The 17,343-nt window shown below is 60.1% G+C and carries 11 protein-coding genes; 10 read left to right on the forward strand and 1 reads right to left on the reverse strand.

What is annotated here, in order from left to right:
* Positions 1 to 76: 76 nt before the first annotated feature.
* Complete coding sequence (locus tag PMI23_RS16430; RefSeq protein ID WP_409212650.1) at positions 77 to 2,521, reverse strand: penicillin-binding protein 1A; 2,445 nt, start codon at positions 2,519 to 2,521, stop codon at positions 77 to 79.
* A 219-nt stretch (positions 2,522 to 2,740) separates the two neighbouring features.
* On the opposite strand from PMI23_RS16430, the gene PMI23_RS16435 reads away from it, so the two are divergent.
* From PMI23_RS16435 to PMI23_RS16480, 10 genes are all read left to right on the forward strand, one after another.
* Entirely contained in the window at positions 2,741 to 3,805 is a 1,065-nt protein-coding gene (locus tag PMI23_RS16435; protein WP_007909411.1) for a pilus assembly protein PilM, read from the forward strand.
* The gene (locus PMI23_RS16440) at positions 3,805 to 4,371 is read left to right on the forward strand and encodes a PilN domain-containing protein (RefSeq protein WP_007909413.1); all 567 of its coding nucleotides are present in this window, start codon (positions 3,805 to 3,807) and stop codon (positions 4,369 to 4,371) included. Before PMI23_RS16435 ends, PMI23_RS16440 begins: the two co-directional genes overlap by 1 nt.
* A complete protein-coding gene (gene pilO, locus PMI23_RS16445) occupies positions 4,368 to 4,991 on the forward strand; it encodes a type 4a pilus biogenesis protein PilO (protein ID WP_007909415.1) in 624 nt (207 codons plus the stop codon). Before PMI23_RS16440 ends, pilO begins: the two co-directional genes overlap by 4 nt.
* Positions 4,988 to 5,515 carry a pilus assembly protein PilP gene (locus PMI23_RS16450; protein ID WP_007909420.1) on the forward strand — a complete coding sequence of 176 codons (528 nt, stop codon included), beginning with the start codon at positions 4,988 to 4,990 and terminating at the stop codon, positions 5,513 to 5,515. Before pilO ends, PMI23_RS16450 begins: the two co-directional genes overlap by 4 nt.
* 13 nt (positions 5,516 to 5,528) lie before the next feature.
* A complete protein-coding gene (pilQ, locus tag PMI23_RS16455) occupies positions 5,529 to 7,607 on the forward strand; it encodes a type IV pilus secretin PilQ family protein (RefSeq protein ID WP_007949975.1) in 2,079 nt (692 codons plus the stop codon).
* A 4-nt stretch (positions 7,608 to 7,611) separates the two neighbouring features.
* Complete coding sequence (aroK, locus tag PMI23_RS16460) at positions 7,612 to 8,130, forward strand: shikimate kinase AroK (protein ID WP_025110261.1); 519 nt, start codon at positions 7,612 to 7,614, stop codon at positions 8,128 to 8,130.
* A gap of 152 nt (positions 8,131 to 8,282) precedes the next feature.
* Positions 8,283 to 9,383, forward strand: a complete 1,101-nt coding sequence (gene aroB / locus PMI23_RS16465; protein ID WP_007909430.1) for a 3-dehydroquinate synthase — start codon at positions 8,283 to 8,285, stop codon at positions 9,381 to 9,383.
* 10 nt (positions 9,384 to 9,393) lie between these two features.
* Complete coding sequence (locus tag PMI23_RS16470) at positions 9,394 to 10,986, forward strand: AAA family ATPase (RefSeq protein WP_007909432.1); 1,593 nt, start codon at positions 9,394 to 9,396, stop codon at positions 10,984 to 10,986.
* A 350-nt stretch (positions 10,987 to 11,336) separates the two neighbouring features.
* A complete protein-coding gene (gltB, locus tag PMI23_RS16475; RefSeq protein WP_007909434.1) occupies positions 11,337 to 15,782 on the forward strand; it encodes a glutamate synthase large subunit in 4,446 nt (1,481 codons plus the stop codon).
* Between the two features lie 33 nt (positions 15,783 to 15,815).
* Positions 15,816 to 17,234 carry an FAD-dependent oxidoreductase gene (locus PMI23_RS16480; protein WP_007909438.1) on the forward strand — a complete coding sequence of 473 codons (1,419 nt, stop codon included), beginning with the start codon at positions 15,816 to 15,818 and terminating at the stop codon, positions 17,232 to 17,234.
* The last annotated feature ends 109 nt before the right edge of the window (positions 17,235 to 17,343 follow it).

Raw genomic sequence — 17,343 nt, forward strand, 5'->3', positions numbered from 1 at the left:
GTGAGGGGCTCTTGATCTTCAGCCATAAAAAAGCCCCGCACTTCTCACGAAGGCGGGGCTTTTCAATACCGTTGGATCAGAACAAGTCGATCGGCGCCTGCTCATCTGCTGGCAGCGGGCTGCCCGGTACGGCGCCATTGCCCAGTTCATTCACCGACGGTGGCGTGTCTTCAGACTTGAACAGCTCGAAGTACGCGCCGGGTGTGCTCGGCGTCGCCGCACGGCCACTGACCGGGTCCACACGCAAGCTCAGCAAACCTTCCGGCTCAGGCTGCACGTGCGGCGGCTTGTCCTTGAGCGCAGCCGACATGTAGTTCATCCAGATCGGCAGCGCCACAGTACCGCCGAACTCACGGCGTCCGAGGCTTTCCGGCTGATCGAAGCCGGTCCACACCGTGGTCACGTAGTCGGCGTTATACCCGGAGAACCACGCGTCTTTCGATTCGTTGGTGGTACCGGTTTTCCCGGCGATATCGCTGCGGCCCATGGCCAGTGCGCGACGGCCGGTGCCGAGCTTGATCACGTCCTGCAACATGCTGTTGAGGATGTACGTGGTGCGACCATCGACAATCCGCTCAGCCACTGCCGGCGTTTGTGGCACGGCTGCGTTGCCCGGGACTTCACCTGCAACCGGTGTGGCGTTGACCGTAAACGACTCGCTGTTCGGTGCTGCGATACCGTCCGTCGCCGAACCACCCTGAGGCACGGTCGGCGGGTTGGCGACGAACAGCGTGTCGCCGTTGCGGCTTTCAATCTTGTCGATGATGTACGGAGTGATCTTGTAGCCGCCGTTGGCGAACGTACTCCAACCGGTGGCAATCTCCATCGGCGTCAGCGTTGCAGTGCCCAGCGCCAGCGACAGGTTTGGCGGCAGATCCTGCTTGTTGAAGCCGAAACGGGTGATGTAGTCGATGGTTTTGCCCACGCCCATCGCCTGCAGCAGGCGGATCGACACGAGGTTGCGCGACTTGTACAGCGCTTCACGCAAACGGATCGGGCCGAGGAAGGTGTTGGTGTCGTTCTTCGGACGCCAGACCTTGTCCAGGTACTCGTCGACGAACACGATCGGCGCGTCGTTGACCAGCGTGGCAGCGGTATAGCCGCTGTCCAGCGCAGCGCTGTAGACGAACGGCTTGAAGCTCGAGCCCGGCTGACGCTTGGCCTGCATGGCGCGGTTGTAGTTGCTCTGCTCGAAGGCGAAACCGCCGACCAGCGAGCGAATCGCACCGTTCTGCGGGTCCAGCGACACCAGTGCACCTTGTGCCTGCGGGATCTGGCTGAATTTCAGCGAATTGTCTTTCTGGCGCTGCACGCGAACCAGATCGCCGACCTGTGCAACATCCGACGGCTGACGCGGATTGGCGCCCATGCTGTTGGTGTTGAGGAACGGTCGTGCCCATTTCATGGTATCCCAGGCGACGTGCTCTTCGCCGGTGCGCGTCAGCACTTGCAGGCCGTTCTTGTCGACCTGGGTGACGATGGCCGGTTCGAGGCTGCTGATCGTGCGTTGTTTGGTCAGTTCGCTGGCCCATGCCTCACGGGTCTTGCCCGGCAGGCGCGACTCGGGGCCACGGTAGCCGTGACGCTGGTCGTAGGTCATCAGGCCTTCGTGCAGCGCGGTGTTAGCCATTTCCTGCAGGTTGCTCGGCACCGTGGTGGTGACGCGGAAACCTTCGGTGTAAGCGTCGCTGCCATAGCGGCCGACCATTTCGGCGCGGGCCATCTCGGCGATGTACGGCGCGTTCACTTCCGGGGTTGGCACGTGATAGCTGGCGTTCAGCGGCTCGTTGATCGCGGCGGTGTAGTCCGCTTCGCTGATCTTGCCGAGCTTGTACATGCGCCCGAGGATCCAGTCGCGGCGTTCTTTGCTGCGTGCCGGGTTGGCCAGCGGGTTGAAGCGCGAAGGCGCTTTCGGCAGGCCGGCGATCATCGCCATCTGCGCCAGGCTGACATCACGGATCGACTTGCCGTAATACACCTGCGCCGCCGCTTCGATGCCATAGGCGCGGTTGCCCAGATAGATCTTGTTCACGTACAGCTCAAGGATTTCATCCTTGGTCAGCTGCCGCTCGATCTGCAGGGCCAGAAGGATTTCGGTGGTTTTGCGCGAGAAACTGCGTTCGCTGGTCAGGAAGAAGTTCTTCGCCACCTGCATGGTGATGGTGCTGCCACCGGACTGAATGTGTCCGCTCTTGACCAGTTGGGTCGCGGCGCGCATCAGGCTGCTCGGATCGACGCCATAGTGGTTGGCGAAATTGTCGTCTTCAGCACTTAGTAACGCATTAATGAAATTGGGGGGAATGTCGGCGAAACGGATCGGTGTACGGCGCATTTCGCCAAATTCTGCGATCAACTTGTTGTCGCTGCTGTAGACCCGCAACGGAATCTGCAACTGAATGCTTCGCAGAGCCTCCACAGACGGCAAACCCGGACTAAGGTAAAGAAACGCGCCGCTGAGACCTAAAAGCAGTCCGCAGAAAACGGCGACGATGGACCAACCGAAAAATTTCAGCAGACGAATCAAGGCTTTTGGACATCCAGGGCAAAGAATGAATTTGGCGACGGGGCTCCGGCTACACACAGAACCATCCGCGCTTGCAGTAAAAAGCGGAAAAAAACGCTGGGCATTATAAGCACTTTTCTGCTGGGGGCGTCATTTGCGCTTCTGTCAAGACGGGGTGAAGGAACGCAATGCGTATTACAGAGTCCGTAACTCACGGAAAGTCATAGGGAATTGGTAGTGCTGGGACTCTTCAATAAAAAGGCCAATACGTTACTGGGGATCGACATCAGTTCCACGTCAGTGAAGCTGCTGGAACTGAGCCGTCAGGGTGATCGCTACCGGGTCGAGGCGTATGCGGTAGAGCCGTTGCCGGTCAACGCCGTGGTCGAAAAAAACATCGCCGAACTTGAAGGCGTCGGTCAGGCCCTGAGCCGTGTGCTGGTCAAGGCGCGCACCGGGCTCAAGAGCGTGGCGGTCGCGGTGGCCGGTTCTGCGGTGATCACCAAAGTCATCGAAATGGACGCCGGGCTGTCCGACGACGAGCTGGAAAACCAGCTCAAGATCGAAGCCGACCAATATATTCCCTACCCGCTGGACGAAGTCGCCATCGATTTCGAAGTCCAAGGTGTATCGCCGCGCAATCCCGAGCGGGTCAACGTGTTGCTCGCCGCCTGTCGCAAGGAAAACGTCGAAGTCCGTGAAGCGGCGCTTGCCCTCGCCGGCCTGACGGCGCGGGTGGTCGATGTCGAGGCCTATGCGCTGGAGCGTTCATTCGGCTTGCTTGCGACGCAACTGGCGGCCTCGCAGGAGCGCCTGACCGTCGCGGTGGTCGACATCGGCGCGACCATGACCACCCTCAGCGTCCTGCACAACGGCAAGATCATCTATACCCGCGAGCAATTGTTCGGCGGCCGGCAATTGACCGAAGAAATCCAGCGTCGTTATGGCTTGACCCTCGAGCAGGCAGGGCTGGCGAAAAAGCAGGGCGGTCTGCCCGACGATTACATCAGCGAGGTCCTGCAGCCGTTTCGTGAGGCACTGGTCCAGCAGGTTTCACGCTCGTTGCAGTTCTTCTTCGCCTCCGGGCAATACAACGCGGTCGACCACATTCTGCTCGCCGGTGGTACGGCGTCAGTCCCAGGGCTGGACCGGCTGATCGAGCAGCGCTTGAACACACCGACGCAAGTGGCCAACCCGTTTTCCAATATGGCCTTGAGCAGCAAGGTCAACGCCGGAGCGCTGGCCAGTGACGCGCCGGCCTTGATGATCGCCTGCGGGCTCGCGCTCAGGAGTTTCGACTGATGGCGCGGATCAACCTTTTACCTTGGCGCGAGGAGCGCCGCGAAGAACGGCGCAAGCGCTTTCTGCTGATGCTGACCGGCGTAGTGGTCGGTTCGGTCGGTGCGGTGTTCATTGCCGATCAGATCATCAGTGCGGCCATTACGCGTCAAGCGGCGCGCAATGATTACATCGGCAAGCAGATTGCGGTGGTCGACGAGCGGATCAAGCAGATCAGCGAACTCAAGGCGCGCCGTCAGCAATTGGTCGAACGCATGCGCATCATTCAGGATTTGCAGGGCAACCGGCAGATCAGCGGGCGAATCTTCGATCAGCTGGCGCGTACGCTGCCGGACGGCGTGTATTTCACCGATGTGAAGATGGTCGGCAAAACCCTGTCGATCAGTGGTGCTGCCGAATCGAACAATCGGGTCTCAGACCTGATGCGCAATCTGGAGGCCTCCGACTGGTTCGACGCACCGAGCCTCAATGAGGTGAAGGCAACGACTGCAGGCCAGGTGGATCAGGCCAACACCTTTGAACTGACGGTACGGCAGACCCAACCCCGCACCGTGGAGGACGAGCAATGAAGCCGTCCGAATGGCTGGAAAGTCTGCGCGACATTGATTTCAACGATCTCGACACCAGCAACATCGGTTCCTGGCCGGCCGCCGTGAAAGCCATGGCCGGAGCGCTGTTGATGGTGCTGGTGTTGGCGCTTGGCTATAACTTTTTCATCAGCGATCTGGAAAACCAGCTGGAGGCCAAGCGCGAAGAAGAAGTCGCGCTCAAGGAACAGTTCGCCAGCAAGGCGCGCCTGTCAGCCAATCTCGAGCTGTACACCCAGCAAATGAAGGAAATGGAAAATACCTTCGGCGTGCTGCTGCGGCAATTGCCCAGTGACACCGAAGTGCCGGGCCTGCTCGAAGACATCACCCGTACTGGCCTGGGCAGTGGCCTGGAGTTCGAAGAGATCAAACTGCTGCCGGAGGTCACTCAGCAGTTTTACATCGAGCTACCGATCCAGATCACCGTCACCGGCGCCTATCACGACCTGGCCACTTTCGTCAGTGGCGTGGCCGGGCTGCCGCGCATTGTCACCTTGCATGATTTCGAACTCGCTCCTGCCGATAAAGAGGGCGGGCCGAAGCTGCGCATGAGCATCCTTGCCAAGACCTATCGCTATAACGACAAGGGGCTGCAGAAATGAGCCCGATTCGTTACATCGCGTTGTCGATGGCGCTGCTCGCGCTGAACGGTTGTGGTGGCAGCGATGACTTCAGCGATCTCGATGCCTACCTGAACGAAGTGCGCCTGCGCCCGGCAGGCAAGATTGAACCAACCCCGACATTCCGGTCTTACCCCACATTCACTTACAGCGCGGCCAACCTGCGCAGTCCGTTCTCGCGCCAGGTGCGGGTCGATCTGGCCGGGCAGAAACATGGCTCACGCAACGTCAAACCCGACCCCAACCGGGTCAAGCAATACCTCGAAGGTTTCAACATCGAGCAGTTCGAGATGGTCGGCACGATTGCCAATGCTTCCGGCTCCTTCGCGTTGTTGCGCGGAGCGGGCGCGGTGCACCGGCTGAAAGTCGGCGATTACCTGGGGCGCAACGACGGTCGCATCGTCGCCATCAGCGCCACCCAGGTCGATGTGGTCGAGATCGTGCCCGACGGCGAAGGCGCCTGGCTGGAGCGTCCGCGCACCATTCCTTTGAAAGAGCACTCATAGTGGAAGTCGAACAATGAACAGGATTTTCTCCACCCTCGGTTTTTCGCTATGGATAGCGCTGATGTCGCCGATGGTACTCGCGGCCAATCTGAAGACGCTGGATGTCGCGGCGTTGCCGGGTGATCGCGTCGAGCTGAAGTTGTCGTTCGACGGCCCGCCGCCGCAGCCCAAGGGCTACACCACTGAATCACCGGCGCGGATTGCGCTGGATCTGCCCGGTGTTGCCAGTCAGTTGGCGAGCAAGAACCTCGATCTGGGTAGTGGCAATGCGCGAACGGCCACGGTGGTCGAAGCCAAGGAGCGCACGCGGCTGATTGTCAGCCTGACGCAGCTGGCGCCTTACACCACGCGGGTCGAGGGCAATAACCTGTTCGTGGTCGTCGGTCAGGGCGCACCGGCAGCTGCGCCGCGTCCTGCTGTCGTTGCGCCTCGTGCTACTGCAAAAGCTATTGCGCCCACCAAGGCATTTGTACCGAAAAGCCGGGCGATTCGCGGTGTGGATTTCCAGCGTGGAACAGCAGGCGAAGGCAATGTCGTCATCGACCTTTCCGATCCGACCATCGCCCCGGATATCCAGGAGCATGACGGCAAGATCATTCTCAGTTTCGCCCGCACGCAGTTGCCGGAGAAGCTGCGGGTGCGCCTCGACGTCAAGGATTTCGCCACCCCGGTGCAGTTCGTCAATGCCGCAGTGACCGCTGATCGCACGGTTATTACCGTCGAGCCCAGCGGTACCTACGAGTACTCCACCTTCCAGACCGACAACAAACTGACCGTCAGCATCCGCCCAATGACGGTCGATGACCTGCAAAAACGCAACGCTGACCGTCAGGCGTACGTGGGCGAAAAGCTTTCGCTGAACTTCCAGGACATTGATGTGCGCTCGGTGCTGCAACTGATCGCCGACTTCACCAATCTCAATCTGGTCGCCAGCGACACGGTGCAGGGTGGCATCACCTTGCGCCTGCAAAACGTGCCGTGGGATCAGGCGCTGGATCTGGTGTTGAAAACCAAAGGCCTGGATAAACGCAAGATCGGTAACGTGCTGCTGGTCGCTCCAGCCGATGAAATCGCAGCACGCGAGCGCCAGGAACTGGAGTCGCAAAAACAGATCGCCGAACTGGCGCCGTTGCGCCGTGAGCTGCTGCAAGTGAACTACGCCAAGGCAGCAGACATCGCCAAGTTGTTCCAGTCGGTGACCAGTGCCGAAGCGAAAATCGATGAACGCGGTTCGATTACCGTCGATGAACGGACCAACAACATCATCGCCTACCAGACCCAGGATCGCCTCGACGAACTGCGGCGAATCGTGGCACAGCTGGATATCCCGGTGCGTCAGGTAATGATCGAGGCGCGAATTGTCGAGGCCAACGTCGATTACGATAAAAGTCTGGGTGTGCGCTGGGGCGGGTCGATTCAGAACAAGGGCAACTGGAACGCCTCCGGAGTCAACGGTTCGTCGACCACCATTGGTACACCCGGCAGCACCAGCACCAACTCACCGTTCGTCGACATGGGTACCGTGGGCAATACTTCAGGGATTGGCATTGCCTTCATCACTGACAATGTCCTGCTCGATCTTGAGCTGACAGCGATGGAGAAAACCGGCAACGGTGAAATCGTCTCGCAACCGAAAGTGGTCACCTCCGACAAGGAAACCGCCAAAATCCTCAAAGGCACTGAAATTCCGTATCAGGAAGCCAGCTCCAGTGGTGCGACTTCGGTGTCGTTCAAGGAAGCCTCGCTATCGCTGGAAGTGACGCCGCAGATCACTCCCGACAACCGCATTATCATGGAGGTCAAGGTCACCAAGGACGAACCGGACTACCTGAACAAAGTGCAGGATGTGCCGCCAATCAAGAAAAACGAGGTCAACGCCAAAGTGCTGGTCAACGACGGCGAAACCATCGTGATTGGCGGTGTTTTCTCAAATACTCAAAGCAAGGTCGTAGATAAGGTGCCATTTCTTGGCGATGTGCCGTATCTTGGCCGCCTTTTCCGGCGTGATGTGGTTTCGGAGAAAAAATCCGAGCTGCTGGTATTTCTCACACCACGTATCATGAATAACCAGGCGATTGCTGTGAGTCGTTGATTCTGTGCGAAATTTGATTCTTGTAGGACCGATGGGCGCTGGCAAAAGCACCATCGGCCGGTTGCTGGCCAAAGAGCTGCGCCTGCCGTTCAAAGATTCCGACAAGGAAATTGAACTGCGCACGGGCGCCAATATCCCGTGGATCTTCGACAAGGAAGGCGAGCCCGGCTTTCGTGACCGTGAGCAGGCGATGATTGCCGAGCTGTGCGCGTTCGACGGCGTGGTCTTGGCGACCGGCGGTGGCGCCGTCATGCGCGATGCCAATCGCAAGGCCCTGCATGAGGGTGGGCGAGTGGTGTATCTGCACGCCTCCGTCGAACAGCAAGTCGGCCGCACGGCGCGCGACCGCAATCGGCCGTTGCTGCGCACCGCCAATCCGGAGAAAACCCTGCGCGACCTGCTGGCGATCCGCGATCCGCTCTATCGGGAAATCGCCGATCTGGTGGTGGAAACCGACGAACGGCCGCCACGCATGGTGGTGCTCGACATTCTTGATCGTCTGGCGCAGCTTCCACCCCGTTAAAGCATCGTTCGAAATGCGCTATCCTCGGCGTCCTGTCACAGCCCGTCGAGGTTGTGGCGGATGGCGTGCGAGCGGCGTCATACCCGCTGTAGGCCGCAGACAACCAATAATTCAGGGCAGGACGCCTGCTTCCATCTTCACTGTGGGGACACATGCAGACACTCAAGGTCGATCTAGGCGAGCGCAGCTACCCGATTCATATTGGCGAAGGTTTGTTGGATCAGCCCGAGTTGCTGGCTCCGCACATCCATGGGCGGCAAGTGGCAATCATCTCCAATGAGACCGTTGCGCCGCTCTATCTTGAACGTCTGACCCGCAGCCTCGCGCAGTTCTCGGTGATCTCCGTGGTGCTGCCGGACGGCGAAGCCTTCAAGAACTGGGAAACCCTGCAACTGATCTTCGACGGTCTGCTGACCGCCCGTCATGATCGCCGCACCACCGTGATCGCCTTGGGCGGCGGTGTGATCGGCGACATGGCCGGTTTCGCCGCATCCTGCTATCAGCGCGGCGTCGACTTCATCCAGATTCCAACCACTTTGCTTTCTCAGGTCGATTCATCGGTGGGCGGCAAGACCGGTATCAACCATCCGCTGGGCAAGAACATGGTCGGCGCGTTCTATCAGCCGAACGTGGTGCTGATCGATACGGCGTCCCTGAAAACCCTGCCAGAGCGCGAACTGTCTGCTGGCCTGGCGGAAGTCATCAAGTACGGGCTGATCTGCGACGAGCCGTTCCTGACCTGGCTCGAAGACAACGTCGACGCCCTGCGCGCACTGGACCAGAAAGCCCTGACTTACGCCATCGAGCGCTCCTGCGCAGCCAAGGCTGCGGTGGTCGGCGCCGATGAGAAGGAAACCGGTGTGCGCGCCACGCTCAACCTTGGCCACACCTTTGGTCACGCCATCGAGACCCACATGGGCTATGGTGTCTGGTTGCATGGGGAAGCGGTCGCAGCTGGCACGGTGATGGCGCTGGAGATGTCTGCGCGTCTGGGCTGGATCAGTGATGAGGAACGCGATCGCGGTATCCGCCTGTTCCAGCGCGCCGGTCTGCCGGTGGTGCCACCGACTGAAATGACCGAGGCCGATTTTCTTCAACACATGGCAATCGACAAAAAAGTGATCGACGGTCGTCTGCGCCTGGTGCTGCTGCGCCGGATGGGCGAAGCGGTAGTGACCGACGATTATCCGAAAGAGGTTCTACAGGCCACGCTGGGAGCGGATTACCGCGCCCTGGCTCAGCTTAAAGGTTAATAAGATTCCGATGACTAGTTTGCATGCCGACGAGGCGTTCCTCGGCCATTTCCAGTTAAGTCACGACCCGTTCGCGCCACGCGTGCCGGGCTTCAAGTTCTTCCCGGCCCAGCGCAAACCGGTGCTGGGGCAGTTGCATCATCTGGCGCGTTACAGCCAGTTGCTACTGGTGGTCACTGGCCCGCAAGGCAGCGGCAAGACGCTGCTGCGCCAGGCGCTGGTCGCCAGCACCAACAAGCAGTCGGTGCAGAGCGTGGTGGTTTCCGCCCGTGGCGCCGGTGATGCCGCTGGCGTGCTGCGCCAAGTGGCGCAGGCACTGAATGTCGCTCAGGCCGATGTTGGCGCGATTCTGGAACAAGTGGTGCAACTCGCGTTGACCGGTCAGGAAGTCTATCTGTTGGTGGATGACGCCGAGCAGCTCGATGAATCCGCCCTCGAAGCGCTGATGGCGCTGGGTGCCGGCGCACCGGAAGGTCGCCCGCACGTGTTCCTGTTCGGTGAGTCGTCGCTGATCGCTCAGCTTGAGGCTTTGCACCTTGAGGAAGAGCGCTTTCACGTCATCGAGTTGCAGCCTTACACCGAAGAAGAGACTCGCGAATATCTCGACCAACGGCTCGAAGGTGCCGGCCGGGGTGTCGAACTTTTCACCGCAGATCAGATCTCTGATATTCACGAAAGTGCCGAGGGTTGGCCGGGCAACATCAACCAGGTCGCTCGCGATGCTCTGATCGAAGTCATGATTGCCAGCCGCTCAGCGGTCAAGCGTCCAAGTATGGGGTTCAACATGCCGAAGAAACACGTATTGGCCATTTCCGCCGTCGTTGTGGTCGCGGTCGCTGCCGCCTGGCTGATGCCGGGTCGCAACAAGGCGCCGACCACCGGTGCACCGGCCAATGAGCAGGCACAGTTGCCATTGGGCCAGGGCGCAGCCAATGGCGGCGCGCCGAACGTCGAGTTCGCCGGTAATACACAGCCGATGCCGTTGCCGCTGGTCGGCAACTCGCAACCGGTCATGCGCGGCCCGTTGGCCGAAGCGGCCGGCGGTATTACCGAAGGCGACGATGGTGTGCCACTGGAAGGTTCCAGCAATACCCCGCCGACCGTAACCACTTCCGCACCGCCTGCGGGCGTTCCGGCCGGTCCCGCGCCGACACCGGTTCCGTTGCCAGCCGCCAAGCCCGCCCCGGCGCCGACGCAAGTTGCCACCGCCAAGCCTGCTCCAGCCGCGCCAGTCGCCAAACCGGCTCCAGCGCCAGCCAAGCCAGTCGCCGCTGCCAAACCGGCCGAGAAGCCGGTGACCGTTGCCAAAGCCGCCGGTGGCAGCTGGTACGCCGGTCAGCCGACCGGCAACTACGTGGTGCAGATCCTCGGCACCAGCTCTGAAGCGGCGGCGCAAAACTTCGTCAAAGAGCAGGGCGGCGAGTACCGTTATTTCAAGAAAGTGCTCAACGGCAAGCCTCTCTATGTGATCACCTATGGCAACTTCGCCAATCGTGATGCAGCCGTTTCTGCCATCAAGGCCTTGCCAGCGAAGGTTCAGGCTGGTAAACCTTGGCCTCGCACTGTCGCCAGCGTCCAACAGGAACTGGCAACAACTCGCTGAAGATTCGGCGGCCTTACCCAGGCCGCCTCTCCAAGCACCTCAAAATTTCTGCAAGTGCGCGCCGTCTCTACAGACCGCGTGCCTTGTGGTGTCTGCGTTACAGTAGTCTTTGAGTCGTTGCGGTCAAAATTAAAAAAGTTTTGACTAGCACAGCAGATCGCTTTAAACCTTTCACAAATGCGACATGAATTTGCGACATTTCGTCGTCAAATTTGTGAGCCTCTGTGTCGCTGTGTACAATGACCACCCTTTTGCCCCCGCCAAGCCGGCGTACGTTCGGCGCAGGACGCAAGTGGTTGAATTGAAAAGAAATTTGCCTCGAAAAGAGGCAGCCTGGTGAGAAAGTGTCTATGAAAGCAGGTCTGTACCAACCAGATGAATTCAAGGATAACTGCGGTTTCGGCCTGATAGCCCATATGCAGGGCGAGCCCAGTCATACCCTTTTGCAAACGGCCATCGAGGCCCTGACCTGCATGACCCACCGCGGTGGGATTAATGCCGACGGCAAGACCGGTGACGGTTGCGGTCTGCTGATTCAAAAACCTGACGCGTTCCTGCGAGCCATTGCCCAGGAAACCTTCAGCGTCGAGTTGCCCAAGCAATACGCGGTGGGCATGGTTTTCTTCAACCAGGATCCGGTCAAGGCCGAAGCCGCTCGCGAGAACATGAACCGCGAGATCCTCGCTGAAGGCCTGCAACTGATCGGCTGGCGTAAAGTGCCAATCGACACCAGCGTCCTCGGCCGCCTCGCTCTCGAGCGCCTGCCGCAGATCGAGCAGGTGTACATCGGCGGCGAAGGCCTGAGCGATCAGGACATGGCCGTGAAGCTGTTCAGTGCCCGTCGCCGTTCGTCGGTATCCAACGCCGTCGACTCCGACCACTACATCTGCAGCTTTTCGCACAAAACCATCATCTATAAAGGCCTGATGATGCCGGCCGATCTGGCCGCGTTTTATCCGGACCTGAGTGACGAGCGCCTGCAAACCGCGATCTGCGTGTTCCACCAGCGCTTCTCCACCAACACCCTGCCGAAATGGCCGCTGGCGCAGCCATTCCGCTTTCTCGCCCACAACGGCGAGATCAACACCATTACCGGTAACCGTAACTGGGCGCAGGCCCGTCGGACCAAGTTCAGCAACGATCTGATGGATCTGGAAGAGCTCGGCCCGCTGGTCAACCGTGTCGGTTCCGACTCCTCGAGCATGGACAACATGCTCGAGCTGATGGTCACCGGTGGTATCGACCTGTTCCGTGGCGTGCGGATGATCATTCCGCCGGCGTGGCAGAACGTCGAAACCATGGACCCGGATCTGCGTGCGTTCTACGAGTACAACTCGATGCACATGGAACCGTGGGACGGCCCGGCCGGCGTGGTGATGACTGACGGTCGTTACGCGGTGTGCCTGCTCGACCGTAACGGTCTGCGCCCGGCGCGCTGGGTCACCACCACCAACGGTTTCATTACCCTCGCGTCGGAAATCGGCGTGTGGGATTACAAGCCGGAAGACGTGATTGCCAAAGGCCGTGTCGGCCCTGGGCAGATCTTCGCGGTGGACACCGAAACCGGGCAGATCCTCGACACCGATGCGATCGACAACCGTCTGAAATCCCGTCATCCGTACAAGCAATGGCTGCGCAAGAATGCCCTGCGCATTCAGGCGACCATGGAAGACAACGACCACGGTTCGGCGTTTTACGACGTCGATCAGCTCAAGCAATACATGAAGATGTATCAGGTCACGTTCGAAGAGCGCGATCAGGTCCTGCGTCCGCTTGGCGAGCAAGGCTACGAAGCCGTTGGCTCGATGGGCGACGACACGCCGATGGCCGTGCTGTCCCAGCGTGTGCGCACGCCGTACGACTATTTCCGTCAGCAGTTCGCGCAGGTCACCAACCCGCCGATCGACCCGCTGCGTGAAGCGATCGTGATGTCGCTGGAAATCTGCCTCGGTGCCGAGCGCAACATTTTCCAGGAGTCGCCGGAACACGCCTCGCGCGTGATCCTCAGCTCGCCAGTGATCTCGCCGGCCAAGTGGCGCTCGCTGATGAACCTCGACCGCCCGGGTTTCGAACGGCAGATCATCGACCTCAACTACGACGAAAGCGTTGGCCTCGAAGCGGCCATCCGCAACGTTGCCGATCAGGCTGAAGAAGCCGTGCGCGCCGGTCGTACCCAGATCGTTCTGAGCGACCGTCATATCGCCCCAGGCAAGCTGCCGATCCACGCCTCGCTGGCGACCGGTGCCGTGCACCACCGGCTGACCGAAAAAGGCCTGCGCTGCGATTCCAACATCCTTGTTGAAACCGCTACCGCCCGTGACCCGCATCACTTTGCGGTGCTGATCGGTTTCGGCGCCTCGGCGGTCTATCCGTTCCTGGCTTACGAAGTGCTGGGCGACCTGATCCGTACCGGTGAAGTGCTGGGCGACCTCTATGAGGTGTTCAAGAACTACCGCAAAGGCATCACCAAAGGTCTGCTGAAGATTCTGTCGAAGATGGGCATCTCGACCATCGCTTCGTACCGTGGCGCTCAGTTGTTCGAAGCCATCGGCCTGTCCGAAGAAGTCTGCGACCTGAGCTTCCGTGGTGTGCCGAGCCGCATCAAGGGTGCGCGTTTCGTCGACATCGAAGCCGAGCAGAAAGCGCTGGCCAGCGAAGCCTGGAGTCCGCGCAAGCCGATCCAGCAGGGCGGTCTGCTGAAGTTCGTCCACGGTGGCGAATATCACGCGTACAACCCGGACGTGGTCAACACCCTGCAAGCCGCTGTGCAGCAGGGCGACTACGCCAAGTTCAAGGAATACACCTCACTGGTGGACAACCGTCCGGTGTCGATGATCCGCGACCTGTTCAAGGTCAAGACCCTCGATACGCCGCTGGACATCAGTGAAATCGAGCCGCTGGAATCGGTGCTCAAGCGCTTCGACTCCGCCGGTATCTCGCTGGGCGCACTGTCGCCGGAAGCTCACGAAGCCCTGGCTGAAGCCATGAACCGCCTCGGTGCGCGTTCCAACTCCGGCGAAGGTGGTGAAGATCCGGCGCGTTACGGCACCATCAAGAGCTCGAAAATCAAGCAGGTCGCGACTGGCCGTTTCGGCGTAACCCCGGAATACCTGGTCAACGCTGAAGTGCTGCAGATCAAGGTCGCACAGGGCGCCAAGCCGGGCGAGGGCGGGCAACTGCCGGGCGGTAAAGTCAACGGGCTGATCGCCAAGCTGCGTTACGCAGTGCCGGGCGTGACGCTGATTTCGCCACCGCCGCACCACGACATCTATTCGATCGAAGACTTGTCGCAGCTGATTTTCGACTTGAAACAGGTCAACCCGAAGGCGCTGGTTTCGGTGAAACTGGTTGCAGAAGCAGGCGTCGGCACCATCGCCGCCGGTGTGGCCAAGGCCTACGCGGACTTGATCACCATCTCCGGCTACGACGGTGGCACCGGTGCTTCGCCGCTGACTTCGATCAAATACGCTGGCGCACCGTGGGAACTCGGCCTCGCTGAAACCCACCAGACCCTGCGCGGCAACGACCTGCGCGGCAAAGTCCGGGTGCAGACTGACGGCGGCCTGAAAACCGGCCTCGACGTGATCAAGGCAGCAATCCTTGGCGCCGAAAGCTTCGGCTTCGGCACCGCGCCAATGATCGCGCTGGGCTGCAAATACCTGCGTATCTGCCACCTGAACAACTGCGCCACCGGCGTTGCGACGCAGAACGAGAAGCTGCGCAAGGATCACTACATCGGTACCGTCGACATGGTGGTGAATTTCTTCACCTACGTCGCCGAGGAAACCCGTGAGTGGCTGGCCAAGCTCGGCGTACGCTCCCTCGAAGAGTTGATCGGTCGCACCGATCTGCTGGAAATCCTCGAAGGCCAGACCGCCAAGCAAAACCACCTGGACCTGACGCCGCTGTTGGGCAGCGATCACATCCCGGCGGACAAACCGCAGTTCTGCGGCGTTGAGCGCAACCCACCATTCGACCAAGGCCTGCTGGCCGAGAAAATGGTCGAGATGGCTTCGTCGGCGATCAACGACATGAGCGGCGCCGAGTTCGATCTGGATATCTGCAACTGCGACCGTTCGATCGGCGCGCGGATCTCCGGCGAAATCGCCCGCAAGCATGGCAACCAAGGGATGGCGAAAGCGCCGATCACCTTCCGCTTCAAAGGCACTGCCGGTCAGAGCTTCGGCGTGTGGAACGCCGGCGGTCTGAACATGTACCTCGAAGGCGATGCCAACGACTACGTCGGCAAAGGCATGACCGGTGGCAAGCTGACCATCGTGCCGCCGAAGGGCAGCGTTTACAAAACTCAGGAAAGCGCCATCATCGGCAACACCTGTCTGTATGGCGCCACGGGCGGCAAGTTGTTCGCCGCCGGCACTGCAGGCGAGCGTTTCGCCGTGCGCAACTCCGGTGCCCACACGGTTGTGGAAGGCACTGGCGATCACTGCTGTGAGTACATGACCGGTGGTTTTGTCTGCGTGCTGGGCAAGACCGGTTACAACTTCGGCTCTGGCATGACCGGTGGTTTCGCCTACGTGCTCGATCAGGACAACACCTTCGTTGACCGGGTCAACCACGAACTGGTGGAAATCCAGCGGATCAGCGGCGAGGCGATGGAAGCCTATCGCAGCCACCTGCAAAACGTGCTGAACGAGTACGTCGCGGAAACCGACAGCGAGTGGGGTCGTGAACTCGCCGAAAACCTCGATGACTACCTGCGCCGTTTCTGGCTGGTCAAGCCCAAGGCTGCCAACCTGAAATCGTTGCTTTCCAGCACTCGTGCCAACCCGCAGTGATATGCGCCTGAAGAGTTTGATGAGGTTTTAACAATGGCTGAACGTCTGAATAACGACTTCCAGTTCATCGATGTCGGGCGCAAAGATCCGAAGAAGAAACTGTTGCGTCAACGCAAGAAAGAGTTCGTCGAAATCTACGAACCGTTCAAACCCCAGCAGTCGGCCGATCAGGCTCACCGCTGCCTGGGTTGCGGCAACCCGTATTGCGAATGGAAGTGCCCGGTACACAACTTCATTCCCAACTGGTTGAAGCTGGTGGCCGAGGGCAACATCCTTCAGGCCGCCGAGCTGTCGCACCAGACCAACACCCTGCCGGAAGTTTGCGGCCGGGTGTGCCCGCAGGATCGTCTGTGCGAGGGTGCCTGCACCCTTAACGACGGCTTCGGCGCGGTGACCATCGGATCGGTCGAGAAGTACATCACCGACACCGCGTTCGCCATGGGCTGGCGCCCGGACATGTCCAAGGTCAAACCGACCGGCAAACGTGTCGCGATCATCGGTGCGGGCCCGGCGGGCCTGGGTTGTGCCGACGTGCTGGTACGCGGCGGCGTGACCCCGGTGGTGTTCGACAAGAACCCGGAAATCGGTGGTTTGCTGACCTTCGGCATCCCCGAGTTCAAGCTGGAAAAGACCGTGCTGAGCAATCGTCGCGAAGTCTTCACTGGCATGGGCATCGAGTTCCGTCTGAATACCGAAGTCGGCAAAGACGTGACCATGGAACAACTGCTCGCCGAATACGATGCGGTGTTCATGGGCATGGGCACCTACACCTACATGAAGGGCGGTTTTGCCGGTGAGGATCTGCCGGGCGTGTATGACGCGCTGGACTTCCTCATTGCCAACGTCAATCGCAACCTGGGCTTTGAAAAGTCGCCGGAAGATTTCGTCGACATGAAAGGCAAGAAGGTTGTGGTGCTGGGCGGCGGTGACACGGCGATGGACTGCAACCGCACGTCGATCCGTCAGGGCGCCAAGTCGGTGACCTGCGCTTATCGTCGTGACGAAGCGAACATGCCCGGCTCGCGCAAAGAGGTGAAGAACGCCAAGGAAGAAGGCGTGAAATTCCTCTACAACCGCCAGCCGATCGCTATCGTCGGTGAGGACAAGGTCGAAGGCGTCAAAGTGGTCGAGACCCGTCTCGGCGAACCGGACGCCCGTGGCCGTCGCAGCCCCGAGCCGATCCCGGGTTCCGAAGAGATTATCCCGGCCGATGCCGTGGTTATCGCTTTCGGCTTCCGCCCGAGCCCGGCGCCGTGGTTCGAGCAGTTCGAGATCCAGACCGACAGCCAGGGCCGCGTTGTTGCGCCTGAGCAAGGTCAGTACAAGCACCAGACCAGCAATCCGAAAATCTTTGCCGGTGGCGACATGGTGCGCGGTTCCGACCTGGTGGTGACGGCGATCTTCGAAGGCCGCAATGCTGCCGAAGGGATCCTCGATTACTTGGGCGTCTAAACCCGTCTAGCTGACTGCAATGCAATACCTGTGGGAGCTGGCTTGCCAGCGATAGCATCACCTCGGTCAATCTGACAAAACGAGGTGTCTGCATCGCTCGCAAGCCAGC

Origin of the sequence: Pseudomonas sp. GM24 (genome assembly GCF_000282235.1) — a bacterium.
Classification (GTDB): domain Bacteria; phylum Pseudomonadota; class Gammaproteobacteria; order Pseudomonadales; family Pseudomonadaceae; genus Aquipseudomonas.